This is a genomic window from Bradyrhizobium australiense (assembly GCF_013114825.1).
Lineage (GTDB): Bacteria > Pseudomonadota > Alphaproteobacteria > Rhizobiales > Xanthobacteraceae > Bradyrhizobium > Bradyrhizobium australiense.
In genome coordinates this window covers 449,096-474,489 of record NZ_JAAVLX010000003.1, presented here as the reverse complement: position 1 = coordinate 474,489, position 25,394 = coordinate 449,096, and the positions used below count along the sequence as shown (strand labels likewise).

Sequence of the window (25,394 nt, the reverse complement as noted above, 5' to 3'; positions counted from 1 at the left end):
GAATTATCTGCCGCCATCATGAGCACCAAGGACACTATCATAAACAAGTTGCGTGAAGCTTTCTTGCCGGAAAGCCTCGATGTCGCCGACGAATCGCATCTGCATGAAGGCCATGCCGGCCACAGGCCGGGCGGCGAAACGCATTTCAGGGTCTATATCGTATCTCCGGCCTTCGAAGGGAAGAGCCGGATCGAACGTCACCGCATGGTAAATGCGACGCTTGCAGCGGAACTCCAGGGCTCCGTCCATGCGCTCGCCATCAAGGCGCAGGCGCCGGGAGAAACCGCCGGCCGGTAGTTTGGCTGGATATGTCGGCGCACTCACCCGAACGGGTTGCTCGCGGAAGCCATCGGCAGCCTGACATGGGGCGATCCGCCAGCTTCCTGTGAAGATCGGCCGGGCCGGTAGAACCGTTTTCGCAACTGTGAGACAATCACTGAGGCGGTGGATCAGGTTCCATTTGAACGCGGCTCAGCCTGATGCCATCGCAGCTCGATGGGTCGTCCGATGCGATATTGGGCACGCTTCAGATGTGCCGCCGCAGCACTGCTGGTTGCGGTCTCCTCAATCCGGGCGCAGGCGTTGGACATGCCGAGCCCCTTTGTCCAGGAGGTGCTGATCAAGAGCATTCTCGTGACGCTCAACGACGCGGTGGCATCGGACAATTTCACGATTCTGCACGCCAAGATTTCAAAGCCGTTCCGTGACCAGTTTCCACCCGACAAGCTGCGGGCCGTCTTCAAGGACCTGGTCGAGAAGCACGCCGTGTTCGATGCCATCGTCGCCAGCCCGGTCATTCCGGAGGAGGACGCCAGGATCGACGACAAGGGTGTGCTGCGCCTGAAGGGCCGCTTCGACACCACGCCGAAAAAGGTGAAGTACCAGCTCGGCTTCATTCCCTCTGACGGCCAGTGGAAGCTCAGCGGCGTCGCCATCGATATTGAATAATCATCCTGAGGCGCGAGCCAACGGGTCCGCGCGAAGCGCGGCCCGATGACAGGCTCCGCGAGCCTCGACGAATGAGCGGCCACCGGCCGGGCCGTCGCCCTTCGAGACGCCGCTTCGCGGCTCCTCAGGGTGACGGTAAGACCGCAGTCCAGTCCTCCTAAAACGCCGTTCCCGCCCGCTTCGGCTTCGGATCCTCCGCCTCGGTATCGCGCGGCAGCGGTGTGATCTTCAGCGCGGTGATGCGGTTGCGCTCCCGCCGCAGCACGCGGAAGCGGCAGCCGTGGAAGGTGAAGCTCTGGCCGCGTTCCGGGATCGAGCGCGCTTCGTGAATCACGAGGCCTGCAACGGTGGTCGCCTCCTCGTCGGGCAGGTGCCAATTCATGGCGCGATTGAGATCGCGGATCGGCACTGAACCGTCCACCACGACGGAGCCGTCGGCCTGGACGCGGACGCCGGCAACCACGACGTCGTGCTCGTCGGAAATGTCGCCGACGATCTCTTCCAGGACGTCTTCCAGCGTCACCATGCCTTCGACCTCGCCATATTCGTCGACGACGAGCGCGAAGTGGGTTTTGCGGCGGCGGAACGCCTTCAACTGTTCGGACAGGGGCCGCATCTCCGGCACGAACCAGGGCGGCAGCATGATCGCCGAAACGTCGATGCGCGAAGTGTCGCCTTCGGAAGCGCGGATCGCGCGCAGCAGATCCTTGGCGTGCAGCACGCCTATGATGTTTTCCGGCTTGTCGCGCCACAAGGGAATCCGGGTGTACTCGGTCGCCAGCACCTCGCGCACCAGTTCGTCCGGCGGCAGGTCCGCGTTGATCATCACCATCGCGGTGCGATGGACCATGACGTCGGATACCGCGAGATCGCCGAAGCGGAAGACGTTGTGGATGTACTCGGCCTCGCCGCTTTCGATACCGCCGTGCACGGCCGATTCCTCCACCAGCCCCTCGATCTCGGAATCGGTGAGGATTTCGTGCTGCGAGGATTCCTTCACGCCGAGCATGCGCAAGATCCCGCGCGACGCGGTGTTGAGCAGCCAGTTCAGCGGATAGAAGACCAGATAGGACAGATGGAGCGGATAGGCGATCCACTGCGAGACCGGCATCGGCTGGCGGATCGCGAGCGTCTTCGGCACCTGCTCGCCGACGACGATGTGCAACGAGGAGAACACCAAAAAGCCCGCCAGGAACGAGACAAAGTGCAGCGTGCGTTCCGACATTCCGAGCGGGATAAGCAGCGGCTCGAGCAGCGCCGAAACCGTGGGTTCGCCGACCCAGCCGAGGCCGAGCGAGGCCATGGTGATGCCGAGTTGGCAGCAGGCGAGATAGGCCTCGATATTGCCCATCATGCCGTGCAGCAGGTGGGCGCCGAACCGGTCCTGCTCGACCATCGCCCTGATGCGAAACCCGCGGCTCTTGACCAGCGCAAACTCGGCGGCCACGTAAAACGCGTTGGCGGCGAGCAGCAAGATCGCGAGCAGCAGATTGTACGCGGTCGAACTCATATATTCCTCGTGACGGCCCCGGCCCCACGCGACGCTTGCGTCAAGCCGCGCCCCGACAATTCCGTTCTCATCCAGACAACTTCTGTTGCAGGAAATCGCGAACCAGCGCCGGCTCGAGGTCGTTTGCAACCACCGCGCGGCCGATCGCCTGCAGCAGGATGAAAGTGAGCTTGCCGCGCTTGACCTTCTTGTCCTGCGCCATCAGCGCCATCAGGGCGTCGGCATCGGCCAGCCCTTCCTGGGCAAAGCCCGCGATGTCCTGCAAATGGGTCGGGAGCCCGACGGAAGCAAGATGGCGCTCGACCCGGCTGGCGTCGGCCTCGGAGATCATGCCGAGTTTCGCTGAAAACTCCGCCGCCAGCACCATGCCGATGGAAACGCCTTCACCGTGGAACAGGCGATCGGAAAAGCCGGTCGCGGTCTCCAGCGCATGGCCGAAAGTGTGGCCGAGGTTGAGCAACGCGCGCTCGCCGTTTTCGCGCTCGTCGCGCGAGACGATCGCGGCCTTGGCGCGGCAGGAAGTTGCAATCGCGTGCTCGCGCGCCGCGCCGCCGGAGAAGATGTCGGCATGGTTGGCTTCGAGCCAGGTGAAAAAGGCTTCATCGCCGAGCACGCCATATTTGGCGACTTCGGCGTAGCCGGCGCGGAACTGGCGCGGCGACAGCGTATCCAATACCGACGTATCGGCGATCACCAGCACCGGCTGATGAAACGCGCCAAGCAGATTCTTGCCCTGCGGCGAATTGATGCCGGTCTTGCCGCCGACCGAGGAATCCACCTGCGCCAAAAGCGAGGTCGGCACCTGCACGAAATCGACGCCGCGGCGCAGGATCGCGGCCGCAAAGCCGGCGAGATCGCCGACCACGCCGCCGCCGAGCGCGATCACCAGATCGTTGCGCTCGATCTTCGCCGCGATCAGCGCTTCAGAGACCTTTTCGAGACCGGCATAGGTTTTCGATCCCTCGCCCTCCTCGACGATGACGCGCGAGATCGGAATGCCGGCTTCCGCCAGCGAACGCTCGGTCTGCTCCAGCCAATGCTTTGCGACGGTGCGGTCGGTGACGATGGCGGTTCGCACGCCGGGGCGCAGCGCAGCGACGCGCGCGCCGAGCGTATCAAGCACGCCGCGGCCGATCACGATGTTATAGGCGCGGTCACCGAGGGCGACGTCGACCGTGATGTCGGCGGAATGTTTCAGCGGCGCGGTCATGGCGTGACGTTCATCCCGTCGGTTGTTGGCTGGGCGGCTGCGGCGCCAGCACACAGCCGGGCGCGCAGGGCCTCGATACATTCGTCGACAATGCGGTCATGCGGCACGTCGCGAGACAAGATGGTCAGGTCGGCCGTCCGATAGACCGGCTCGCGCGCTTCGAGCAGACGGCTGACGGTCGCGGCCGGATCCTCGGTCTGCAGCAGCGGCCGGTCGGCGCGGCGCTTCACCCGCTTCATGATGATGTCAACATCCGCCTTGAGCCAGATCGAGACCGCCTTGTCGCGGATACGGTTGCGGGTCTCCTCGCGCATGAAGGCGCCGCCGCCGGTCGCGATCACGGCCGGGCCGCTGTCGAGCAGCCGCGCAATGACCCGCGCCTCGCCGTCCCGGAAATGCGGCTCGCCATGGGCTTCGAAAATATCCGGGATCGACATCCCGGCCGCCGCTTCTATCTCAATATCGGCGTCGAGAAACGGCAGGCCCAGCCGCGCCGCCAGCCGGCGGCCGATGGTGGACTTGCCGGCCCCCATCATCCCGACCAGCACGACCGAACGCCTTCCCAGCGCCGACGTGATGCCGGCCTCCTGAGGGGCGCTCGCCTGGGCCGGTGCGACGGTCTCGGACATAAAAAACCCTGTGGTTTCGCGGATTTCCACCGCTCCGCGACACCTATACTACCCCGGCTGACGCCGTTGCCAGAGACTCTTGCCACGGGGATGGGAACATGTTGGATGATTTCATTGGTTAATTCGCCGCCTTGAGCCCCGTATGCCCAGTTTGTTCCGCTTTCTGACCGTCGTCGGCGTGATCGCCGGGGTGATCTATGGCGTGATTTTCGCGCTGGCGAATTTCGTCAACCCGAAGCCCCGTGAAATGACGGTTACGATTCCCGCAGACAGATTTCTCAAGAAATAGCCGCTATCGTCTGATTTGTGGATGAGGCGAATTCGGGAGACATCTCCCTTTTAAAGAGATGTCGAGCTCAATGCGTTCCAGCAAGTCGAACTCCGATACGAAGCTGATCAATCTGTTCCTCGACATGCTCGCGGCGGAACAGGGGGCGGGCAACAATACGCTCGACGCCTATCGCCGCGACCTTACGGATTTTTCCGAATTTCTTGGGCAGGCCGGCCAGAACTTTACCCGTGCCGGGACCGACGTGCTGCGCGACTACCTCGCCGATCTCGACACCCGCGGCTTCAAATCCTCCAGCGTGGCGCGGCGGCTGTCGGCGATGCGGCACCTGTTCCGCTTCCTCCTCAACGAGCGCATCCGTATCGACGATCCGGCCGCGATCCTATCAGGTCCAAAACGTGGCCGCGGGCTGCCGAAAGTGCTGTCGATCGCGGACGTCGACCGCATGCTGACGCGGGCCAAGGAATTGACCGCGGCCGAGAACGCTTCGCCGCAGCAGCGGCTGCGCGCGATGCGGCTGTATTGCCTTTTGGAAGTGCTCTACGCCACGGGCCTGCGCGTCTCCGAGCTGGTGGCCTTGCCGCTGTCGGCCGCGCGGCGCGATGCCCGCATGATCATGGTGCGCGGCAAGGGCAACAAGGAGCGGCTGGTGCCGCTCAACGAAGCCTCAAGGCAGGCGATGGCCGATTATCTCGCCGCGATGGATGCGCTCAAGCCCGAGAAGAAGAAAAACGCTGCCCCATCAAAGTGGTTGTTTCCCTCCTTCGGCGAGAGCGGCCATCTGACGCGGCAGCATTTTGCGCGCGACTTGAAGGAACTGGCGGCTGCATCAGGCCTCGCGCCGCGGCTGGTCTCCCCGCACGTGCTGCGGCACGCCTTTGCCAGCCACCTGCTGCACAATGGCGCCGACCTGCGCATCGTGCAGACCCTGCTCGGCCACACCGACATCTCGACCACGCAAATCTATACCCATGTGGTCGAGGAGCGGCTGAAGAGCCTGGTGCGCGACCTGCATCCGCTGGCAGAGAAGTAAGGATCCTCTTGTCGTCCCTGCGAACGCAGGGACCCATAACCACCGACCAGCCAGATGAGATACGCTGGAGCCCCAGCGTTCTCTAACCATAAATACCCATGGTTATGGGTCCCCGTGTGCGTGGGGACGACGGCTGGATGAACTTGCCGCCTTGACTTCCGCGCCATCTGCCCCGAAAGAGCCGTTTCCCGCCCGCGGCCTTGTTTGGCGCGCTTTCGGCAAACCGGGTCATCCGGACCGAGATGCGCGCTAAATCATTGAAGCTACGTGCTTTCCTGGAGCGAATCGAAACCGCTTCGCCACAAAGCACGTTGTTACCTATATTGCCTTGATGCCGGATCAGATGCGCAGCTATCTCGACTTTGAAAAACCCGTCGCCGAACTCGAGGCCAAGGTCGATGAATTGCGCGCGCTGGCGGCGTCCGGCAGCGACATCGGCGATGAGATTTCGCGCATCGAGGACAAGGCGCAGCAGGCGCTGGCCGACCTCTACGCCAATTTGACGCCGTGGCAGAAGACGCTGGTGGCGCGCCATCCGCAGCGCCCGCACTTCACCGACTTCGTCACCGCGCTGATATCAGAATTCACGCCGATGGCGGGCGACCGCAAATTCGCCGAGGACGAGGCGCTGGTGGGTGGCTTCGGCCGTTTCCGCGGCGAGAGCATCTGCGTGGTCGGCCAGGAAAAGGGCGCCTCGACCGAGGGCCGCATTAAGCACAATTTCGGCATGGCGCGTCCCGAAGGTTACCGCAAGGCCGTCCGGCTGATGGAAATGGCCGATCGCTTCGGCATTCCCGTGCTGTCCATCGTCGATTCCGCCGGCGCCTATCCCGGGATCGGCGCCGAGGAACGCGGCCAGGCGGAAGCGATCGCACGCTCCACCGATGCCTGCCTGTCGCTCGGCGTGCCCAATGTCGCGATCATCACCGGCGAAGGCATGTCGGGCGGCGCCATCGCCATCACCACCGCGAACAAGGTTTTGATGTTCGAACACGCGATCTACAGCGTGATCTCGCCGGAAGCGGCCTCCTCGATCCTGTGGCGCGACGGCACCAAGGCGCAGGAAGCCGCCACCAGCATGAAGATCACCGCGCAGGACATGCTGCGCTTCGGCGTGATCGATCAGATCCTGAAAGAGCCTGCCGGCGGGGCCCACCGCGATCCGGCCGCCATGATCTCGGCCACGGGCGATGCCGTTGCGGAGGCCTTCAACGACCTTCGCAACCTCGATGCGGATGCCATCCGGCGGCACCGGCGGCAGAAATTCCTCGATATCGGCCGCAAGCTCGGCTGATTTCGTCGCCGTATCTGATCTCGTTTGAGCGGTCGCCCGGGCCTGCCCGCCACAATCATTAACGACCTCTAAACTGCCATTATTTTCGCGAGCCGCTTGATTCGGCCGCAATTAGGCCCCGAGCCCGGTCTTTAGTTTCTGTTGACCATGCCTGCCGCAGCAGCCGCTGGACGGCCTCATTCGGGTTGCGGCGCAGGGGGGCAATGGGTAAGATTTTAGACAACGGCTTCAGGGCATGACGCTGTGATTTGGGGTGCGAAAATGCCCGGTGGGTGTGGAGCTTAGCCTTTGATTAACCGCTCGCTGGTTCGCGCGCTCGTCACGTCGGCTGTCCTTGCGGGCGCCGGCGTATTGATGGCCGGCTGCAACAGCGACGATATTTCACTGGCCAACAACGCCAAAGCCAATCAACCGGTCCCGCCAAAGCTGATCGCCGACATGACGGCGAAAGACATGGATCTGCAGTCGCCGATCCTGGTCCGCCTGTTCAAGCAGGAAGCCGAACTGGAAATCTGGAAGCAGGATCGCTCCGGCCGCTTCGCGCTCTTGAAGACCTATCCGATCTGCCGCTGGTCGGGCGATCTCGGCCCCAAGATCCGCGAAGGCGATCGCCAGGCGCCGGAAGGCTTCTACTCGATCTCGCCGGCGCAGATGAACCCGCAATCCGCCTATTATCTCTCTTTCAACACCGGCTATCCCAACGCGTTCGATAAGGCGCTGGGACGTACCGGCTCGCAGTTGATGGTGCATGGCGACTGCTCCTCGCGCGGCTGCTACGCGATGACCGACGAGCAGATCGCGGAAATCTATTCGCTGGGCCGCGAATCCTTCTTCGGCGGCCAGAAGTCGTTCCAGTTGCAGGCCTATCCGTTCCGGATGACGCCGGCCAACATGGCCAAGCACCGCAACAATCCGAACATGCCGTTCTGGAAAATGATCAAGGAAGGCAATGATCATTTCGAAGTGACGCGGCAGGAGCCGAAGGTCGATTTCTGCGAAAAGAAATACGTGTTCGACGCGGTCAAACCGCCGAACGCGACCAAGGACCCGGTGTTCGACGCGTCGGCCAAATGCCCCGCCTATGTGATATCAGATGAAATCGCGGACGCCGTGCGCGAGAAGCAGGCGACCGACCTTGCCGAAACCGCCAAACTGATCGCGAAGGGGACTCCCGTCGCCCGAATCAACACCGGCATCGACGGCGGCATGCACAAGGTGTTCGCCGCCCGCGTGCCCGAAGGCAGCACCGGCCTTTCGGAGGCCGGCGACGGCTCAAGCCTGTCGCTGATGGCGCGCGCCCCCGGCACCATTCCCTCCCATGTCAATCCGCCGAAAGCTCCGTCCGAAAACCTGCTGATGGGTCCGCCCGAGCAGCCGAAGCTGGCCGCAGCGCCGGCTGCTGCCCCTGCCCCCGCCGCAGCACCGACGCGGGTCGCCAATGCGGCGCCGACCGCCCAGAATGACGGCTTCTTCTCCAATCTCGCCCGCAAGGTCGGTCTCGGCGGCGCCGCCGACGCGACCGCCAGCACGCCGCCGTCCAAGCCGAAGGCGGGCGAGGCCAAGCGGAGCGACCCACCACGTCCCGAAGCCACTGCGCCGAAGACGACGGCAGCGAAACCCGACGCCAAACACGCGGCCGCCAGCCGCCCGCCGCTGAAACCCTCGGTGTCGGATAGTCCGACCCCTGCCGCCAAGGACAATCAGGTCGCAGGCTCCGCACCGATCATGTCCACGAATTCGTTCGACAGCCGCTTCGGGGCGGTGAAGTAAGACACTTCGAAAAGCCAGGAAACGCAGCCTGGATCATGCGAGGCACACCACGCATCAATGTTGTCGCGGGCCGAACGATTTTTCTCCTCGCGTCCGGCGGCGTTACATTCGTCGACGCCGTTCCCGAATGGATGCCCAGGTGAATAACCAACTCAGGCAGACGACCAAGAGCACGGGTCCCCAAACTGACGGGTAAAACTCTTAGCCGGTGAGTATCCCCGGCTGATAAAGCACCACAAAAAGCAAAAGCGATAGACCGCTAGCAACCACGGCGCACCCCATCCAAGGCCCTGCACCTCCCCCGGCCGCGACCAACCCGGGCAGGGCACAAAGGGCTAAGCCTCCCAGAAAGAAAGCCAAGGATGGGAAATTGCGAACTGATCCATAACAACCGCAAGCACCTTGCACGGCTTTGGACCTACAACACTGTCCGCTAACGGAATGGTAATCGAGAGACGCGATCAAGATCGCAGGGAGAGCCGAGCAAAGCGAGTCTCCAGCGAGCAAGATTGTGCAGCGATCCGGTAGACATGCACGAAAGCACGCTATGCCTACCCCCGCCTATCCGCTTTCGCGGATGATGACCCAATTGCCTGCACTTTCGCTCAGGCATACTTGCCATGGCAGTGCTTGTACTTCTTGCCGCTTCCGCAGGGACAATCCTCGTTGCGGCCGACCTTGCCCCAGCTTGCGGGATTCTTGGGATCTCGATCGGCGGCCGGGGCCTGGGGCACCAGCGAGGCGTTAGCGAAGGCCAATTCATCCTCGCCTGTGTTGGGATCGAACTTGTGCGCCTCCATCGCCGGCAACACCGGCTGCTGCTCTTCCGGCGGCACGATCTCGACGCGCATCAATTGCGCCGTCACCGCCTCGCGCAGATGCGCGGTCATTGCCTCATACAGGCCGAAGGCTTCCGACTTGTATTCCTGCAAGGGATCGCGCTGGCCATAGCCGCGCAGACCGATCACCTGACGCAGATGGTCGAGCATGATCAGATGCTCGCGCCAGAGGTGATCCAGCGTCTGCAACAGGATGGTCTTTTCGACGTAGCGCATCACGTCGGGACCCCATTGCGCGACCTTGGCCGCCATGTGCTCGTCGACGCGCTGCTCGATCCGCGTCAGCAGTTCCTCGTCGGCAATGCCTTCTTCCTTGGCCCATTCATCAACCGGCAGGTCGACGTCAAGCACTCGCTTCAATTCCTCCTTGAGGCCGGCGACGTCCCACTGCTCGGCATAGGCGTGCTCGGGCACGTGCTTGGCGACGATGTCGTCGATGAAGTCATGACGCATGTCCGTGACCATTTCGGCCACGCTGTCGCTCCTCATCAGCTCCACGCGCTGGTCGAAGATCACCTTGCGCTGGTCGTTCTGGACGTTGTCGAACTTGAGCAGGTTCTTGCGGATATCGAAGTTGCGCGCCTCGACCTTCTGCTGCGCCTTCTCCAGCGCCTTGTTGATCCAGGGATGGATGATGGCCTCGCCCTCTTTCAGGCCAAGCCGCTGCAGCATGGTGTCGAGCCGGTCGGAACCGAAGATCCGCATCAGATCGTCTTCCAGCGACAGGAAGAATTTCGAGCGTCCGGGGTCGCCCTGGCGGCCAGAGCGGCCGCGGAGCTGGTTGTCGATGCGCCGGGATTCATGGCGCTCCGAGCCCATGATGTAGAGCCCGCCGGGCTTGGTCACGGTCTTGGCCGGCTTTGAGCCCTTGGCAGGCTCGAGCTCCACCACTTCCTCGGCCTTCAGCACGAGCTCGCGGAAGCGCTCGATGTCGGCCTTGATCTGTTCGATCTTTTTGGCCTTCTCGGCCTCGTCGGTGATGTCAGCGGTCTCCTGAAGGATCCGCATCTCGAGCGAGCCGCCGAGCTTGATGTCGGTACCGCGGCCGGCCATGTTGGTCGCGATCGTGATCGCGCCGGGCACGCCGGCCTCGGCGACGATATAGGCTTCCTGCTCGTGGAAGCGCGCGTTCAGCACTGCAAACAGTTTTGCCGGCTTGCCGGCGCGCGCCGCGGCATAGAGCTTCTCCAGCGCGGCGTCATTGCCGAAGTCGATCTGCTTGTAGCCGTGCTTCTTCAGATATTCAGCCAGCACTTCCGACTTTTCGATCGAGGCGGTGCCGACCAGCACCGGCTGCAGCCGCGCATTGGCGCGCTCGATCTCGGCCAGGATCGCGGCGTATTTCTCGGTCTGGGTGCGGTAGACCTCGTCGTCCTCGTCGAGCCGCGCGACCGGCAGGTTGGTCGGGATTTCCACGACCTCGAGCTTGTAGATGTCGAACAATTCGTCGGCTTCGGTCGCGGCCGTACCGGTCATGCCCGCAAGCTTTTCGTACATCCGGAAATAGTTCTGGAAGGTGATCGAGGCCAGCGTCTGGTTTTCCGGCTGGACCTGGACGTGCTCCTTGGCTTCGAGCGCCTGGTGCAAACCTTCCGAATAGCGCCGTCCCGGCATCATGCGGCCGGTGAACTCGTCGATGATGATGACTTCGCCGTCGCGGACGATGTAGTCCTTGTCGCGGGTGAACAGCGAGTGCGCCCGCAGCGCCTGGTTGATGTGGTGCACGACCGAGACGTTCTCGACGTCGTAGAGCGACTCGCCCTTAAGCTGGCCGGCATCGCGCAGCAGCGTCTCGATCTTCTCCATGCCGGCTTCGGTCAGCGTCACCGTGCGCTGCTTCTCGTCGACCTCGTAATCGGTCTTGTCGAGCTTGGGGAAGAAGGTGTCGATGGTGTTGTAGAATTCCGAGCGGTCGTCGAGCGGACCGGAGATGATCAGCGGCGTACGCGCCTCGTCGATCAGGATCGAGTCGACTTCGTCAACGATGGCGTAGAAATGACCGCGCTGGACCATATCCTCCAGCCGGTACTTCATGTTGTCGCGTAGATAATCGAAACCGTATTCGTTGTTGGTGCCGTAAGTGATGTCGCGCGAATAGGCGTCTTTGCGCTCGGCGTCGTCGAGGCCATGGACGATCACGCCGACGGTGAGCCCGAGGAATTTGTAGATCTGGCCCATCCATTCGCTATCGCGGCGGGCGAGGTAGTCGTTGACGGTGACGACGTGAACGCCCTTGCCGGCGAGCGCGTTGAGATAGACCGCGAGCGTCGCCACCAGCGTCTTGCCTTCGCCGGTCTTCATCTCGGCGATGTCGCCCTCATGCAGCACCATGCCGCCGATCAGCTGGACGTCGAAATGGCGCTGGCCGAGGGTGCGCTTGGCGGCCTCGCGCACGGTGGCGAAGGCTGGAACCAGGATGTCGTCGAGCGTCTTGCCGTCGGCGAGCTGCTGGCGGAATTCGATGGTGCGGGCCTTCAGCGCCTCATCCGAGAGCTTCGCAAGCTCAGGCTCAAGCTCATTGATGGCGTTGACGCGGGACTGATATCCCTTCACCCGCCGGTCGTTGGCGGAGCCGAAAAATTTGCGGGCGAGCGCGCCGATCATGCCAATTCCTGCCTTTGCCGTTACTTGCGTTGCAGCCGTGATGTGGTCCACCAAGTTGCCTATCAACTCACCGTGACGCACGGCGGCAAATAGCCCGTTCCGGGGCATCATCCGCCTAATGAGTGGGAATTAAGCAATCCAAGGTTCAGCGGCAAAAAACGCAGCAAAATAAGCGCTATCGCCGCCGTACGATCCGGCACAGATATGGCTGGGTTCGGGCCTTGTCAACGTGGGTCCATATGTCAAGGAATTCATCATTTTGACAGACTTTTCGCGTTGCCAAGGCTGCATGATTGGGCGAGTGTCCCGCCGCCTTTGGCGCCCCTCTTCAAGACAAGGATTTTCCATGACCACCTCGTTCCCGGAAACGAAAACCGGCCTGCGCTTCGGCACGGCCACCCTGGCCGTAACGGCCTGTCTGGCTGCGGTTCTTGCCGCCGGTCTGCCGGTTCGCGCCCAGGACAACCCCGTTCTCGCCAAGGTTAACGGTGCGGAGATCCGCCAGAGCGACGTCGCGCTCGCGGAAGAGGAACTCGGCCCCAGCCTCGCGCAAATGGACCCGGCGACCAAGAAGGACAACGTGCTGGCCTTCCTGATCGACCTGAAAATCGTCGCAAAAGCCGCCGAGGACAAGAAGGTCGAGAATTCCGAAGACTTCAAGAAGCGCCTGGCGTTCACGCGCAGCCGCCTGCTGATGGACAGCCTGCTCGCCACCGAGGGCAAGGCTGCGACGACCGATGAGGCCATGAAGAAGGTCTATGAGGAGGCCGCCAAGCAGATCACCGGGGAAATGGAAGTCCACGCCCGGCACATCCTGGTCGAGACCGAGGATGAGGCCAAGGCAATCGCGGAAGAGTTGAAGAAGGGCGGAGACTTCGCCGAACTGGCGAAGAAGAAGTCCAAGGACCCCGGCGCCTCCGATGGCGGCGATCTCGGCTTCTTCACCAAGGAGCAGATGGTGCCGGAATTCTCCGCGGTCGCCTTCACGCTCGAACCCGGCAAGATCTCCGATCCCGTCAAGTCGCAATTCGGCTGGCACCTCATCAAGGTCGAGGAAAAGCGCGCCCGCAAGGCGCCCGAGTTCGAGCAGGTCAAGGCCCAGATCGAGACCTATGTGACGCGCAAGGCGCAGGCCGAATACGTCGCCAAGCTGCGCGAGGCCGCCAAGGTCGAGCGCATGGACAAGCCGGCCGAAGCCGCCAAGACTGACGCCAAGCCGGATGCCGCGAAGCCCGCAGATTCCAAGATGGCGCCGGCGAAGAAGTAAATCGACTTCGCACTCAGAGTTCAGTAATGAGACGTCATGCCCGGCCTTGTGCCGGGCATCCACGTCTTAAGGGGCTTTATTGACGGCTGCTGAGGACGTGGATGGCCGGGAGCGCAGACAAGTGTACGTAGTCTGCGCAAAGCAGATTACTGTGCCCGGCTATGACGATCGAATTGATGCCCACGCTCGGATTCTGGCCCATGTCCACTACCGTCTCCCCCCTCGCCCCGACCGATGTCCCCGACATGCCCCCCATCGCGGGCGTGAAGCTCGCCACCGCTGCGGCCGGCATCCGCTACAAGGGGCGTACTGACGTGCTGCTCGCGGTGATGGACAAGGGCACCACGGTCGCCGGCGTGTTCACCAAATCGAAATGCCCATCCGCGCCGGTGGAATGGTGCCGCGCCAAACTCGGCCGCGGCGCCCGCGCGCTGGTGGTCAATTCCGGCAACGCCAATGCATTCACCGGCAAGACCGGCCGACAGGCGACGGCACTGACGGCCTCGATCGCTGCAAAAGCGGTGGGCTGCAGCGCCAACGAGGTGTTTCTTGCGTCTACCGGCGTGATCGGCGAGCCCCTTGATGCCACCAAGTTCAACGGCGTGCTTGGCACACTCGCCGAGCAAGCTGCGCCGGATGAATGGATGGCCGCGGCCAAGGCCATCATGACCACCGATACTTTCCCGAAGGTCGCAACCGCCACGGCGAAGCTCGGCAAGTCCAAAGTCACGATCAACGGCATGGCCAAGGGCGCCGGCATGATCGCCCCTGATATGGCGACCATGCTGTCGTTCGTGTTCACCGACGCGCCGCTGTCGTCCGCCGTGCTGCAGTCGCTGCTGAAGAGCGGCGTCGAGGACACCTTCAACGCCATTACCATCGATAGCGACACCTCGACATCGGATACGCTCTTGGCCTTCGCCACCGGCGCGGCCGCGGCCGACGGAGCGCCAAAGATCAGCCGTGCCAGCGATCCGCGGCTGAAGGCTTTCGCCAAGGCCTTCAACGAGGTGCTGGCCAATCTTGCCGAACAGGTGGCCCGCGACGGCGAAGGCGCGCGCAAGCTGGTCGAAGTGATCGTCGAAGGCGCGACCACCAAGAACTCCGCGCGCAAGATCGCCATGTCGATCGCGAATTCGCCGCTGGTGAAGACGGCGATCGCGGGCGAGGACGCCAATTGGGGCCGCGTGGTAATGGCGGTCGGCAAGGCCGGCGAGCCCGCCAACCGCGACAAGCTTTCGATCTCGTTCAACGGCATTCGCGTCGCCAAGAGCGGCGCGCGCGATCCGTCCTACAACGAGGCGGAAGTTTCCGAGGTGATGAAGAACCCGAAGATCCAGATCAAGGTCGCCCTCGGGCTCGGCAAGAGCCGCGACCGCGTGCTCACCTGCGACCTCACCAAGGAATATGTCGCGATCAACGGCGACTATCGGTCGTGATCGAGACAGCGGCGCATGGCTGACATCAAGCTTACTCTCGTCGTCGCCTGCGCCCTCGTCGATACCGACAAGCGCGTGCTGATCGCGCAGCGCCCGCAGGGCAAGGCGCTTGCAGGACTCTGGGAATTTCCCGGCGGCAAGGTCGAACCCGGCGAGCGGCCGGAGCAGACCTTGATCCGCGAACTGCATGAGGAGATCGGGATCGACGTCAGCGAACCCTGTCTGGCGCCGCTGACGTTTGCGAGCTACGCCTATGACAGCTTTCATCTGTTGATGGCGCTCTACATCTGCCGGCGCTGGGAAGGCATGGTGATGGCGCGCGAAGGCCAGCAGCTGGCCTGGGTCCGCGCCAACAAACTGCGCGATTACCCGATGCCGCCCGCGGACATTCCGCTGATCCCGCATCTGATCGATTTGCTGATGTGAGGTGGCGCATACCACTGTCATGCCCGGACTTGATCCGGGCATCTATCAACTTCAAAGAGTCTTCCAGCGCAGCGCCTCTTCGGCGGCACGCAGAGCCCAAACACAAAATCGCGAAAACAACCCCATGCACAGTAGGAATGGGGCCGGCTCGCAGCACTCGTGCTGCTTGCGTCCGGGGCACGAGACGAAAAATGGTCCGTCGTCACGGCCCAACCTAATCTCATCCCGCTTTAGGTTGTCTATTTGGGAGCAGTTTTCTTCACCGCCGCTTCCAGGCTTGCTTTCGCCGATCCCGGCCGCAACGGCTTCGGCTGGCTTTCATGTGGCGCCCAGCCTGACAGCCAGATCACATCGAAAGTCGCGCGGACACGGCCGTCCGCATCGGCAAAACGCTCGCTGTAAATCTGCGCCATCCGCAGCATGGTGGCGCGGCGGGTGGGCGTGCGCCGCCGCTCGATCAGAATATTGGTCGCACCCATCCGCCTGAGATCGACCATCAGCGCAAACGCGCTGTCGTAGCGCACCACGACGCGATCGACATCGGTGACCGGCAGCGCGAGCCCTGCGCGCTGCAGCAGCGCGCCGATATCGCGCAAATCGGCAAACGGCGCGACGCGCGGCGACGCCCCGCCCTCGCATTCGGCTTCCGCGGCGGCAAAAGATTGCCTGAGTTCGGTGAGCGTATCGCCGCCGATCATTGCGGCGAGCAACAGCCCGTCTGGCTTCAACGCGCGGCGGATCTGCGCCAGCACGCCGGGCAGATCGTTGACGAACTGAAAAGCCAGAGCGGAAACAACGAGATCGAGCGATTGCGGCGGCAAGCGCAGGGTCTCCGATCGATCGACATCGACTCCGGTAATGGACGCAAAGCGATCGGCCAAAGGTTTTTGCAGGAGTTCACCCGGCGTCCAGATGTCAGCCACGTCGGCAAAACTTCGCATCACCGTCTGCAGCCGCTCTTCAAAGTCTTCCCTAACGCGATCAAGCAGGAACGTCACCGGCCCGCCGCGCCGCGCGCGCTCGATCCGTGCACGCAGCAGCGCACGGTCGAACAGGATAGGCGCGCTGGCCGGGTTCGAAGCCATGCCGGTTGGTACGCTGGCTGCCTATCTCTGGCAATGCCGTGCTTGAGCCGCACGCGGGACACCGCTAGCCTCACTCCATGGACGCCGAGGCATCACCACCACGCTCCATTTCCAGCCATCTGCGCGGCGCGTTGAGCGCCTGCTGCGAGGCATTCGCGCATCTGCCGCGGCTCGCGCTCGACATCGCGCTGCCGACGCTGTGCGTTTCCTGCCGCGAGCCGGTCGATGGCGATGGCGTTTGCGCGGCATGCTGGGCGAAACTGTCGTTCATCGCACCACCATTCTGTCCGCGGCTCGGCATCCCCTTCGTCTACGACCCCGGTCCCGAATTGCTGTCGATGGAGGCGATCGCCAACCCGCCAGCCTACCAGCGCGCCCGCGCCGTGGTGCGCTATGACGACGTCGCCCGGACGCTGGTTCATGCGCTGAAGTACCAGGACCGCACCGATCTGGCGCCGTCCATGGGCCGCTGGATGGCCCGGGCGGGCAAGGAATTGCTTGATGAGGCCGACGTGTTGGTCCCAGTTCCCCTGCACTGGCGGCGCGGCTGGAGCCGCCGCTACAACCAGTCCGGCGCGCTGGCGCGGGTGATTTCGCAGCAAACCGGCGTCAAACTGGCCTCCGAGGCGCTTCGCCGCATTCGCGCGACCGAGCAGCAGATCGGGTTATCCCGGCCGCAGCGTGCCAACAATGTGCAGGGCGCCTTCAAGGTTGCCGCCGACCGCGCGGCCGACATCCAGGGCCGCCGCGTCATCCTGATCGACGACGTGCTGACGTCAGGCGCCACGACCGACGCTTGCGCTCGTGCGCTACTGCGCGCCAAGGCCGCGCAGGTCGACGTGCTGGTATTCGCGCGGGTTGTGGACAGCCACCGGGCTCCCATATAATTCAAAGACTTGCCAAATCAGAGCGCGCCATGACTGCCATTGAAATCTATACCCGCCCGGGCTGCGGCTACTGTACCGCCGCCAAATCGCTGCTGGCGCGCAAGAACGCCGCGTTCACGGAACTGAACGTCGCCGCCGACCCGGCCTATCGCGAGCAGATGTACGAGCGCGCCGGGCACGGCTCGACCTTTCCGCAGATCTTCATCGGCACAACCCATGTCGGCGGCTGTGACGAGCTTTATGCACTCGACCGCGCGGGCAAGCTCGACACGTTGCTGGCGGGAGAAAAGGCCCCTTCATGAGCGCTGGTTCCACCTTCACCGCTGCCATGGTGCAGATGCGCACCGGGTTGCTGCCCGAACCGAGCCTCGAGCAGGGCGTCAGACTGATTCGCGAGGCCGCCGCACAAGGCGCTGACTACGTGCTCACGCCCGAGGTGAGCAACATGATGCAACTGAACCGCAAGGCGCTGTTCGAACATCTCGCCTCGGAAGAAGACGATCTCTCGCTGAAGGCCTATCGCGCGCTGGCGGCGGAATTGAAGATCCATCTCCATATCGGCTCGCTGGCGCTGCGCTTCTCGCCGGAACGCGCCGTCAACCGCTCGTTTCTGATCGGGCCTGACGGCAATCTGCTGGCCAGCTACGACAAGATCCATATGTTCGATATCGATCTGCCCGGCGGCGAGAGCTATCGCGAATCCGCCAACTACCAGCCGGGCGAGACTGCCGTGATCTCGGACCTGCCATGGGGCCGGATCGGGCTGACGATCTGCTACGACGTACGCTTCCCCGCGCTCTATCGGGCGCTGGCCGAAGCCGGCGCGTCATTCCTCACGGTCCCGTCGGCCTTTACCAGGAAGACCGGCGAGGCGCATTGGCACACGCTGTTGCGCGCCCGCGCCATCGAGAACGGCTGCTTCGTGTTCGCAGCCGCGCAGGCCGGCATGCACGAGAACAAGCGCGAGACCTACGGCCATTCGCTGATCGTCGCGCCCTGGGGCGAAATTCTCGCCGAGGGCGGCATCGAGCCCGGCGTGTTCCTTGCCGAGATCGATACATCCAAAGTCGAGACTGCTCGGCGAGCCGTGCCGTCGCTGCAGCATGGCAGGCGCTTCGGCATTGCCGATCCCAAGGCCGGCCCCGAGCATCTGCACGTCGTCCGGGGCTCGGCATGATCCGCTACAACCTTCGCTGCGAGAAGGGCCATGCTTTCGAAAGCTGGTTTCAAAGCTCCGCGGCCTATGAGAGCCAGGAAAAGCGCAGGCTGGTGAGCTGCCCGAATTGCGGCTCGGTGAAGGTCGAGCGCGCCATCATGGCTCCGCAGATCGTCAGCAAGAAGGGCCGCGAGCAAGCCGCGCCCACGCCGGCCGCGCCTGCGGAAGTAACCGGATCGGAATCGACGCCGCTGTTGATGGCACAGGAGCGCGAGCTGCGCGCCAAGCTGAAGGAATTGCGCGACCACATCGTGAAAAATGCCGACAATGTCGGCGAGCGCTTCCCCAACGAAGCGCGCAAGATGCATTACGGCGACATCGAGCATCGCCCGATCTACGGCGAAGCCTCGCCGGATGAGGCGCGCGCGCTGATCGATGAAGGGGTCGAAGTTTCGCCGCTGCCGGTGCTGCCGGACGACAGGAATTGATGTTCTATCGTGTAGGGTGGGCAAAGCGACAGCGTGCCACCATTATCTCGCGCGAATTGAGATTAGTGGGCACGGCGCAATGCGCCTTTGCCCACCCCTACGATTCCCGAATCAAACCGCCACCAGCAGCGCCACGCCGATCACGATCAGCACTATGCCCGACAGTTCACGCGCCGATAGCGGCTGCTTGAACGAATAATACGACACGGCCTGCGCGAACAGCACCTCAACCAGCGCCAGCGTGCGCACGTTTGCGGCCGCCGTCAACGCAAACGCCAAAAACCAGAATTGCGAGGCGAACGCGCCCATGAAGCCGGCGAGCATCGAGGGCCGCCACAGACCGAAAATCTTCATCAGCACATCAGGCGCGCGGGCGAGCAGATAGATCGTCAGCACCAGCGTTTGCACGAACAGGCCGAGCACCAGCGTGTAGGACGCCGCGGTGACGAAGGAGACGCCAGGCACGACGATGACTGCGCCGCGAAAGCCGACAGCCGACAGCGCGAATGCCGCGGCGGCGGCGAGGCCCAGCAGCGTCGGCTTCAAATCCGCAAAGCCCTTCTCGGAGCCGGGTCGCAGCGCGGCGATGACCACGCCGGCGGTTGCGATCAGGATCGCGATCACCTTCAGCACCGTCAAATGGTCGCTGAGAAAGATGAATCCGAAGATCGCAGTCTGGATTGCCTCGGTCTTCAAATAAGCCGTCGTCACTACGAAGGAACGGTCGTTCATCGCAAGGAGCATCATGCCTGTGCCGACGATTTGGCTCAGTGCACCCAGCAGCAGCCATGGCCAGAACACAGCCGTCGGCCACGGAACGGCGTCGCCGGTCAACGCCACCACGAGCGCGAAGAACACCAGAGAGAACGGAAAGCCGAACAGAAAGCGGATGTTGGTGGCGCCCCAAGTCCCGAGCGGCCCCGTCAACGACCGCTGCATCGCGTTGCGCGCGACCTGCCCGAGCGCAGCGATGATAGTGAAGGGAATCCAGAGCGTGGCGACGGAAAACATGGAGGATACCGGCAGGAAGCTGCCGCACCGTGCCGGGCGAGATGGGCTAGGTCAACGGGAGCGGCGTCATGACAGGATTGCGCTCGGGCCACAAACCTGCCGTCGTCCCTGCGAACGCAGGGATCCATACGCCGAGGCTTCTCAATCAAATTGCGCTGATCGACGGCTTTCGCGCGACAACGAGCACACGTGGTTATGGGTCCCTGCGTTCGCAGCGAGGACGATAAGGAGTAGCCTACATCCCTTCCGCCACCACCATGTAATTCACGTCCATGTCGGACGAGATGCTCCATCGGTCGGCGAGCGGGTTGTAGACCACGCCGGCCTGCTCGGTGATGGTGAGGCGGTTATTGGCGAGGTGCTGGGCGAGCTCGTCGGGGGTGACGAACTTGTCCCATTGGTGGGTGCCGCGCGGCAGCCAACGCAGCACATATTCGGCACCGACGATCGCGAGCGCAAAGCTCTTCCAGTTACGGTTCAGCGTCGAGACCACCATCATCCCGCCCGGCTTGACCATGGCCGCGCAGCGGGCGAGGAACGCGCCGACATCGGTGACATGCTCGATCACTTCCATCGCCAGCACGATGTCGAACCGCTCGTGGTGGTCTATCTCCTCGACGGTAGTGCAGCGATAATCGATAGATAGATGGCCCTTGTCGGCGTGCAGCCTGGCGGCCGCAATGTTGGTCGCCGACGGGTCGATCCCGATCACCTGCGCGCCCAGCCGCGTCAACGGCTCGCACAACAAGCCGGCGCCGCAACCGATATCGAGGATCCGCAAGCCCGAGAGGCAACTCAAACTTCTGGCGTTACGCTCAAACTTGCGGCAGGCGGCGTCCCTGATATAGGCGAGCCGCAGCGGGTTGATCTTGTGCAGTGGGGCCATCTTGCCCTTGGGGTCCCACCATTCGTCCGACAATTTCGAAAATTTCGCGACCTCGGCGGGGTCGACGGTAGATCCCTTGCCCGACAAACCGGCGGGAGAATTCTGCTGGATGGCCATGGTTCAGGTGCCGACCGGTCGTGTCGTGATGGCATTGCGAAACGCCAGCGGCGACGAAATGGTGGAAATGGTCTCTTCGCCTTCGCCGACGCCGTGAACCGTGACGTTGCCGTAGTTGAGAATACGACCGAGAATGCTCTGGTCGACGTCCACGCTCTCGACCTTGTCGAGGCTCATCTCGAACGTCTTGCGCGTGATGAATCCGGTCTTGTGGACGATCCGCATATTGGTGACGTCGGTCTCGGTGGTCCAGCGATGGAACCAGGCTTTCGCGGTTAAATACAACGCTGCAAGCCCGGCGATGGCGGCGACAGCCAGGCAAAGCAGCATCAGCGCGTCGGGAGTGACGATGCGGGCCAGCACCAGAAACACGATCGCCACGATCCAGGCTCCGATCGCCGGCAGATAGAACATCCAGTGCGCGTTGGTCGAATACAGCACCCTTTCCCCGGGCTGCAGGATTTCATCGATGTAACGCCCCATACGCTCGTCCTGAATTAACCCGCGACCACAGCAATTTGCGCCATTTTTGGGTCGAAAACGGAACCGGGGGTGCTTGCCCCGGACCGCGCCGCTATGTATACGCCGCTTTCGGCCCGGGCGCTCCACTTTCCGTGCGGGTCACCTTACTTATCCTCACAGGGAATGCACACGACGTCATGGGCCGCCTCGTGATGAAATTCGGCGGTACCTCCGTCGCCAACATCGACCGAATCCGCAACGTCGCGCGTCACGTCAAGCGCGAAGTCGATGCCGGGCACGACGTCGCTGTCGTCGTGTCGGCCATGGCCGGCAAGACCAACGAGCTGGTGGACTGGTGCGGCGACGCCTCGCCGCTGCATGATGCGCGCGAATATGACGCCGTGGTGGCATCCGGCGAGCAGGTGACCTCGGGCCTGCTCGCGATCGTGCTGCAGGGCATGGGCATCCAGGCCCGCTCCTGGCAGGGCTGGCAGATCCCGATCCGGACCTCCGACGCCCACGCCTCGGCGCGGATCCTTGAGATCGACGGCAGCGAGATCACCACCCGCTTCAAGGATCGCAAGGAAGTCGCCGTCATTGCCGGCTTCCAGGGGATCAATCCGCAGACCAACCGCATCACCACGCTCGGGCGCGGCGGTTCGGATACCTCGGCGGTGGCCATCGCCGCCGCCATCCACGCCGACCGCTGCGATATCTATACCGATGTTGACGGCGTCTACACCACCGATCCGCGGGTGGTTCCCAAGGCTCGGCGGCTCGACAAGATCGCCTTCGAGGACATGCTGGAACTGGCCTCGCTGGGCGCCAAGGTCCTGCAGGTGCGCTCGGTGGAACTCGGCATGGTGCACAACGTGCCCGTGTTCGTCCGTTCCAGCTTCGACAAGCCCGAGGATATCGACCCGCACGGCACGCCGCCGGGCACGCTGATCTGCAGCGAGGAGGAAATCATGGAAAGCCACGTCGTCACCGGCATCGCCTTCTCCAAGGACGAAGCCCAGATTTCGCTCCGCCAGATCGAGGACAAGCCGGGCGTCGCCGCCGCGATCTTCGGTCCGCTGGCCGACGCCAACATCAATGTCGATATGATCGTGCAGAACGTCTCGGAGGACGGCAAGACCACCGACCTCACCTTCACCGTTCCGGCCTCCGACTATAACCGCGCGCGCGACACCATCACCTCGTCGAAAGGCAAGATCGGCTACGCCCGGCTCGACAGCGCCACCGACGTGTCGAAGGTCTCGGTGATCGGCAGCGGCATGCGCAGCCATGCCGGTGTCGCGGCAAAGGCGTTCAAGGCACTGTCGGAACGCAACATCAATATCCGCGCCATCACCACCTCGGAAATCAAGTTTTCGGTGCTGATCGACGCCGCCTATACCGAACTCGCGGTGCGCACGCTGCACACGCTCTACGGACTCGACCAAGCTTAGAACTATTTTCTGTTAAATTTTAGCATGGCCGGATCGCCTAACCGGCCTGGTTTGGCAGATCACGCTTCGCTGGCGCAGCATTGCCCTGACACACACGTTATTGCTTCTGGCAGGCGTTTTGCTTGGCAAAGCAAGCCTCGATTGGCTATACGGCCTGTGAGGTGGTTGCTGCAAACTGCGCCACGGTTTGGCGATCTCGATTCGGCCGGGATCCCGTGCCTGCGGCAGCGCCGAATGAATAAAATTGTTGTTTTTCGTGCGTTTCACGCCAGCTACCGGCCACCCGGCGGCTGGCCTCACGGGGGAGGATACCAGCACATGCGGAGCACGTCGGGAGGTCCCCGCGTCTTGTTGAGACGGCTCCGCGAAACCATGGCGGAGAAGGTCTCGGCGCAGGAACGCCTGGACAAGATCGTGGTGCTGATCGCGGCCAACATGGTGGCCGAGGTCTGCTCCTGTTACGTGCTGCGCATCGATAACACGCTCGAACTCTATGCCACTGAGGGTCTGAACCGCGACGCGGTGCACCGCACGGTGCTGAACGCGCATGAGGGCCTCGTCGGTCTGGTCGCCAGTGAAGCGAGCCCCCTCAACCTCTCGGACGCGCAGAGCCATCCGGCGTTCTCGTTCCGCCCGGAAACCGGCGAAGAGATCTACCATTCGTTCCTCGGCGTGCCGATCCTGCGCGCCGGCAACACGCTCGGCGTGCTGGTCGTGCAGAACCGCGCCAAGCGCACCTATGTCGAGGAAGAGGTCGAGGCGCTGCAGACCACCGCCATGGTGCTGGCGGAGATGATCGCTTCGGGCGAACTGGCGGCGCTGGCGCAACCGGGCGCGGAACCGGCGGCGCGGCATTCCCTGCACAAGACCGGCGCGATCCTCTCCGACGGCATCGCGCTCGGCCATGTCGTGCTGCACGAGCCGCGCGTCGTCATCACCAACTACATCGCCGAAGACCTTCCGAAGGAAATCAAGAAACTGGACGCGGCGCTGACAAAGCTGCGTGCCGATCTCGACCGCATGCTGGAGCGCGGCGACGTCGCCGACAGCGGCGAACACCGGGACGTGCTGGAAGCCTACCGGATGTTTGCAAACGATCACGGCTGGTCGCACAAACTGCATGAGGCGGTCGCCACCGGCCTCACGGCAGAAGCCGCCGTCGAGCGCGTGCAGTCCGATACCCGCGCGCGGATGCTGCGCTCGACCGATCCTTATTTGCGCGACCGCCTGCACGACCTGGAAGATCTCGGCCATCGCCTGATGCGGCAACTGGTCGGGCAGGATCACGCGCCCTCGCGCGAGCAGCTTCCCGAGAATGCCATCCTGATCGCGCGCGCGATGGGACCGGCGGCGCTGCTCGACTACGACCGCAAGCGGCTGCGCGGCCTGGTGCTGGAGGAAGGCACCGCCAACTCCCACGTCTCGATCGTGGCGCGCGCGCTCGGAATCCCTGCGGTCGGCGAAATCCCGAACGCGCCCGGCATCGCCGATCCCGGCGACGCCATCATCGTCGACGGCACCTCGGGCTCGATCTATGTCCGCCCCTCGGCCGAGATCGAATCGGCCTATGCCGAGCGGGTGCGGTTTCGTGCGCGGCGGCAGGCGCAGTATGCCGCGCTGCGCGACAAGCCCTGCGTCACCAAGGACGGCCAGCCGGTCGAACTGATGATCAATGCCGGCCTCGTCATCGACCTGCCACATATCGACGACACCGGCAGCGCCGGCATCGGGCTGTTCCGCACCGAGTTGCAGTTCATGGTCGGCCAGAGCCTGCCGCGCTCTTCCGATCAGCTCGCCCTCTATCGCACCGTGCTGGACGCCGCCGGCACCAAGCCGGTCACGTTCCGCACCCTCGACATTGGCGGCGACAAGGCGTTGCCCTATATGGAGAGTGTGATCGAGGAAAACCCGGCGCTCGGCTGGCGCGCGATCAGGCTCGGGCTCGACCGGCCGGGACTGCTGCGCGGCCAAATTCGCGCCCTGCTGCGGGCCGGCGGCGGCCGTGCGCTGAAGATCATGTTCCCGATGATTTCCGATGTCGCCGAGTTCGACCAGGCCAAGGCCATCGTCGAGCGCGAGCTGACCTATCTGCGCCAGCATGGCCATGCGCTGCCCGAACGTATCGACGTCGGCACCATGGTGGAAGTGCCGGCGCTGCTCTATCAACTCGACGAACTCTTGAAGAAGGTCGATTTCGTCTCGGTCGGATCGAACGACCTATTCCAGTTCATGTTCGCGGTCGACCGCGGCAACGCAAAGGTTTCCGATCGGTTCGACACCATGTCCGCGCCGATCCTGCGCGCGCTGCGCGACATCGTGCGCAAGGCACAGGCGGCGAAGAAAACGGCCTCGTTATGCGGCGAGATGGCCTCAAAGCCGCTTGGCGCGCTGGCGCTGATTGCGCTTGGCTATCGCTCGCTGTCGCTGTCCGCCACCGGGCATGGCCCGGTGAAGGCGATGATCCTCGATCTCGACGCCAAAAAGGCCGAGGCTGTCATGATGCCGCTGCTCGACGCGCCGGCCGGCAGCGTCTCGATCCGGCAGAAACTGACGGAATTCGCAGAAGCCGAGGGATTGTCGTTGTAGCGAGGCT

23 protein-coding genes are annotated in these 25,394 nt (G+C 63.3%); 15 read left to right on the top strand and 8 right to left on the bottom strand.

Annotation, left to right across the window (positions count from 1 at the left end; genetic code table 11):
* Positions 1–18 precede the first annotated feature (18 nt).
* Together HCN58_RS09350 and HCN58_RS09345 are read left to right on the top strand one after the other, a co-directional pair.
* Positions 19–297: a BolA family protein gene (locus HCN58_RS09350; RefSeq protein WP_171579066.1), complete on the top strand. Its 279-nt coding sequence runs from the start codon at positions 19–21 to the stop codon at positions 295–297.
* 291 nt (positions 298–588) lie between these two features.
* Positions 589–948 (top strand): hypothetical protein, encoded by a 360-nt coding sequence (locus tag HCN58_RS09345; RefSeq protein ID WP_235983510.1) that lies wholly within the window; start codon positions 589–591, stop codon positions 946–948.
* Between the two features lie 157 nt (positions 949–1,105).
* Here HCN58_RS09345 and HCN58_RS09340 read toward each other — a convergent pair whose 3' ends face one another.
* The 3 genes from HCN58_RS09340 to HCN58_RS09330 form a co-directional block, all read right to left on the bottom strand.
* Positions 1,106–2,458, bottom strand: coding sequence for a hemolysin family protein (locus HCN58_RS09340; RefSeq protein ID WP_171579064.1), 1,353 nt, complete (start codon positions 2,456–2,458; stop codon positions 1,106–1,108).
* A 67-nt stretch (positions 2,459–2,525) separates the two neighbouring features.
* Positions 2,526–3,668, bottom strand: coding sequence for a 3-dehydroquinate synthase (aroB, locus tag HCN58_RS09335; RefSeq protein ID WP_171579063.1), 1,143 nt, complete (start codon positions 3,666–3,668; stop codon positions 2,526–2,528).
* Entirely contained in the window at positions 3,665–4,297 is a 633-nt protein-coding gene (locus HCN58_RS09330; protein ID WP_171579062.1) for a shikimate kinase, read from the bottom strand. The genes aroB and HCN58_RS09330 overlap by 4 nt, the downstream gene beginning before the upstream one ends.
* Positions 4,298–4,439: 142 nt before the next feature.
* Between HCN58_RS09330 and HCN58_RS09325 the strand changes: the two genes are divergently transcribed.
* The 4 genes from HCN58_RS09325 to HCN58_RS09310 all read left to right on the top strand — a co-directional run bounded on the left by HCN58_RS09325 (position 4,440) and on the right by HCN58_RS09310 (position 8,683).
* Positions 4,440–4,586, top strand: coding sequence for a histidine kinase (locus HCN58_RS09325; protein WP_171579061.1), 147 nt, complete (start codon positions 4,440–4,442; stop codon positions 4,584–4,586).
* Between the two features lie 70 nt (positions 4,587–4,656).
* Entirely contained in the window at positions 4,657–5,619 is a 963-nt protein-coding gene (gene xerD, locus HCN58_RS09320; protein WP_171579060.1) for a site-specific tyrosine recombinase XerD, read from the top strand.
* Positions 5,620–5,950: 331 nt separating this feature from the next.
* Complete coding sequence (locus HCN58_RS09315; RefSeq protein WP_171579059.1) at positions 5,951–6,913, top strand: acetyl-CoA carboxylase carboxyltransferase subunit alpha; 963 nt, start codon at positions 5,951–5,953, stop codon at positions 6,911–6,913.
* 288 nt (positions 6,914–7,201) lie between these two features.
* Complete coding sequence (locus HCN58_RS09310; protein ID WP_171579058.1) at positions 7,202–8,683, top strand: L,D-transpeptidase family protein; 1,482 nt, start codon at positions 7,202–7,204, stop codon at positions 8,681–8,683.
* Between the two features lie 605 nt (positions 8,684–9,288).
* Here HCN58_RS09310 and secA read toward each other — a convergent pair.
* Complete coding sequence (secA, locus tag HCN58_RS09305; RefSeq protein WP_171579057.1) at positions 9,289–12,126, bottom strand: preprotein translocase subunit SecA; 2,838 nt, start codon at positions 12,124–12,126, stop codon at positions 9,289–9,291.
* Between the two features lie 346 nt (positions 12,127–12,472).
* On the opposite strand from secA, the gene HCN58_RS09300 reads away from it, so the two are divergent.
* From HCN58_RS09300 to mutT, 3 genes are all read left to right on the top strand, one after another.
* Positions 12,473–13,393 carry a peptidylprolyl isomerase gene (locus tag HCN58_RS09300; RefSeq protein ID WP_171579056.1) on the top strand — a complete coding sequence of 307 codons (921 nt, stop codon included), beginning with the start codon at positions 12,473–12,475 and terminating at the stop codon, positions 13,391–13,393.
* Positions 13,394–13,593: 200 nt separating this feature from the next.
* On the top strand, positions 13,594–14,832 hold the full coding sequence (gene argJ / locus HCN58_RS09295; protein WP_171579055.1) for a bifunctional glutamate N-acetyltransferase/amino-acid acetyltransferase ArgJ: 1,239 nt from the start codon (positions 13,594–13,596) through the stop codon (positions 14,830–14,832).
* 15 nt (positions 14,833–14,847) lie between these two features.
* Entirely contained in the window at positions 14,848–15,258 is a 411-nt protein-coding gene (mutT, locus tag HCN58_RS09290; protein ID WP_171579054.1) for an 8-oxo-dGTP diphosphatase MutT, read from the top strand.
* A 239-nt stretch (positions 15,259–15,497) separates the two neighbouring features.
* Here mutT and HCN58_RS09285 read toward each other — a convergent pair whose 3' ends face one another.
* A complete protein-coding gene (locus HCN58_RS09285) occupies positions 15,498–16,343 on the bottom strand; it encodes a methyltransferase domain-containing protein (protein ID WP_171579053.1) in 846 nt (281 codons plus the stop codon).
* A 77-nt stretch (positions 16,344–16,420) separates the two neighbouring features.
* Here HCN58_RS09285 and HCN58_RS09280 point away from each other — a divergent pair, with 77 nt between their 5' ends.
* Genes HCN58_RS09280 through HCN58_RS09265 form a run of 4 tightly spaced genes read left to right on the top strand, consistent with a single transcriptional unit; the run spans position 16,421 to position 18,874 of the window.
* The gene (locus HCN58_RS09280) at positions 16,421–17,230 is read left to right on the top strand and encodes a ComF family protein (protein WP_171579052.1); all 810 of its coding nucleotides are present in this window, start codon (positions 16,421–16,423) and stop codon (positions 17,228–17,230) included.
* 29 nt (positions 17,231–17,259) lie between these two features.
* The gene (gene grxC, locus HCN58_RS09275; protein WP_171579051.1) at positions 17,260–17,532 is read left to right on the top strand and encodes a glutaredoxin 3; all 273 of its coding nucleotides are present in this window, start codon (positions 17,260–17,262) and stop codon (positions 17,530–17,532) included.
* Entirely contained in the window at positions 17,529–18,407 is an 879-nt protein-coding gene (locus HCN58_RS09270; protein ID WP_171579050.1) for a carbon-nitrogen hydrolase family protein, read from the top strand. The genes grxC and HCN58_RS09270 overlap by 4 nt, the downstream gene beginning before the upstream one ends.
* Complete coding sequence (locus tag HCN58_RS09265) at positions 18,404–18,874, top strand: DUF1178 family protein (RefSeq protein WP_171579049.1); 471 nt, start codon at positions 18,404–18,406, stop codon at positions 18,872–18,874. The genes HCN58_RS09270 and HCN58_RS09265 overlap by 4 nt, the downstream gene beginning before the upstream one ends.
* 111 nt (positions 18,875–18,985) lie before the next feature.
* Here the strand turns inward: HCN58_RS09265 and HCN58_RS09260 are convergent, their stop codons facing one another.
* The 3 genes from HCN58_RS09260 to HCN58_RS09250 all read right to left on the bottom strand — a co-directional run bounded on the left by HCN58_RS09260 (position 18,986) and on the right by HCN58_RS09250 (position 21,371).
* On the bottom strand, positions 18,986–19,885 hold the full coding sequence (locus HCN58_RS09260; RefSeq protein ID WP_171579048.1) for a DMT family transporter: 900 nt from the start codon (positions 19,883–19,885) through the stop codon (positions 18,986–18,988).
* A gap of 235 nt (positions 19,886–20,120) precedes the next feature.
* Positions 20,121–20,888, bottom strand: a complete 768-nt coding sequence (gene ubiG / locus HCN58_RS09255) for a bifunctional 2-polyprenyl-6-hydroxyphenol methylase/3-demethylubiquinol 3-O-methyltransferase UbiG (RefSeq protein ID WP_171579047.1) — start codon at positions 20,886–20,888, stop codon at positions 20,121–20,123.
* 3 nt (positions 20,889–20,891) lie between these two features.
* Complete coding sequence (locus tag HCN58_RS09250) at positions 20,892–21,371, bottom strand: PH domain-containing protein (protein WP_171579046.1); 480 nt, start codon at positions 21,369–21,371, stop codon at positions 20,892–20,894.
* Positions 21,372–21,547: 176 nt separating this feature from the next.
* Between HCN58_RS09250 and HCN58_RS09245 the strand changes: the two genes are divergently transcribed.
* A complete protein-coding gene (locus tag HCN58_RS09245; protein WP_171579045.1) occupies positions 21,548–22,801 on the top strand; it encodes an aspartate kinase in 1,254 nt (417 codons plus the stop codon).
* A 318-nt stretch (positions 22,802–23,119) separates the two neighbouring features.
* Positions 23,120–25,387: a phosphoenolpyruvate--protein phosphotransferase gene (gene ptsP / locus HCN58_RS09240; protein ID WP_171579044.1), complete on the top strand. Its 2,268-nt coding sequence runs from the start codon at positions 23,120–23,122 to the stop codon at positions 25,385–25,387.
* Positions 25,388–25,394 lie beyond the last annotated feature (7 nt).

Excerpts from the sequence above, each read along its gene's own strand:
- xerD (WP_171579060.1), top strand. The coding sequence starts at position 4,657 with ATGCGTTCCAGCAAGTCGAACTCCGATACGAAGCTGATCAATCTGTTC.
- HCN58_RS09280 (WP_171579052.1), top strand. The coding sequence starts at position 16,421 with ATGGACGCCGAGGCATCACCACCACGCTCCATTTCCAGCCATCTGCGC.
- HCN58_RS09350 (WP_171579066.1), top strand. The coding sequence starts at position 19 with ATGAGCACCAAGGACACTATCATAAACAAGTTGCGTGAAGCTTTCTTG.
- HCN58_RS09300 (WP_171579056.1), top strand. The coding sequence starts at position 12,473 with ATGACCACCTCGTTCCCGGAAACGAAAACCGGCCTGCGCTTCGGCACG.
- HCN58_RS09345 (WP_235983510.1), top strand. The coding sequence starts at position 589 with ATGCCGAGCCCCTTTGTCCAGGAGGTGCTGATCAAGAGCATTCTCGTG.
- secA (WP_171579057.1), bottom strand. The coding sequence starts at position 12,126 with ATGATCGGCGCGCTCGCCCGCAAATTTTTCGGCTCCGCCAACGACCGG.
- ubiG (WP_171579047.1), bottom strand. The coding sequence starts at position 20,888 with ATGGCCATCCAGCAGAATTCTCCCGCCGGTTTGTCGGGCAAGGGATCT.
- HCN58_RS09270 (WP_171579050.1), top strand. The coding sequence starts at position 17,529 with ATGAGCGCTGGTTCCACCTTCACCGCTGCCATGGTGCAGATGCGCACC.
- HCN58_RS09265 (WP_171579049.1), top strand. The coding sequence starts at position 18,404 with ATGATCCGCTACAACCTTCGCTGCGAGAAGGGCCATGCTTTCGAAAGC.
- ptsP (WP_171579044.1), top strand. The coding sequence starts at position 23,120 with ATGCGGAGCACGTCGGGAGGTCCCCGCGTCTTGTTGAGACGGCTCCGC.
- HCN58_RS09315 (WP_171579059.1), top strand. The coding sequence starts at position 5,951 with ATGCCGGATCAGATGCGCAGCTATCTCGACTTTGAAAAACCCGTCGCC.
- grxC (WP_171579051.1), top strand. The coding sequence starts at position 17,260 with ATGACTGCCATTGAAATCTATACCCGCCCGGGCTGCGGCTACTGTACC.
- HCN58_RS09250 (WP_171579046.1), bottom strand. The coding sequence starts at position 21,371 with ATGGGGCGTTACATCGATGAAATCCTGCAGCCCGGGGAAAGGGTGCTG.
- HCN58_RS09340 (WP_171579064.1), bottom strand. The coding sequence starts at position 2,458 with ATGAGTTCGACCGCGTACAATCTGCTGCTCGCGATCTTGCTGCTCGCC.
- HCN58_RS09260 (WP_171579048.1), bottom strand. The coding sequence starts at position 19,885 with ATGTTTTCCGTCGCCACGCTCTGGATTCCCTTCACTATCATCGCTGCG.
- HCN58_RS09285 (WP_171579053.1), bottom strand. The coding sequence starts at position 16,343 with ATGGCTTCGAACCCGGCCAGCGCGCCTATCCTGTTCGACCGTGCGCTG.
- HCN58_RS09245 (WP_171579045.1), top strand. The coding sequence starts at position 21,548 with ATGGGCCGCCTCGTGATGAAATTCGGCGGTACCTCCGTCGCCAACATC.
- aroB (WP_171579063.1), bottom strand. The coding sequence starts at position 3,668 with ATGACCGCGCCGCTGAAACATTCCGCCGACATCACGGTCGACGTCGCC.
- HCN58_RS09330 (WP_171579062.1), bottom strand. The coding sequence starts at position 4,297 with ATGTCCGAGACCGTCGCACCGGCCCAGGCGAGCGCCCCTCAGGAGGCC.
- HCN58_RS09325 (WP_171579061.1), top strand. The coding sequence starts at position 4,440 with ATGCCCAGTTTGTTCCGCTTTCTGACCGTCGTCGGCGTGATCGCCGGG.
- argJ (WP_171579055.1), top strand. The coding sequence starts at position 13,594 with ATGTCCACTACCGTCTCCCCCCTCGCCCCGACCGATGTCCCCGACATG.
- mutT (WP_171579054.1), top strand. The coding sequence starts at position 14,848 with ATGGCTGACATCAAGCTTACTCTCGTCGTCGCCTGCGCCCTCGTCGAT.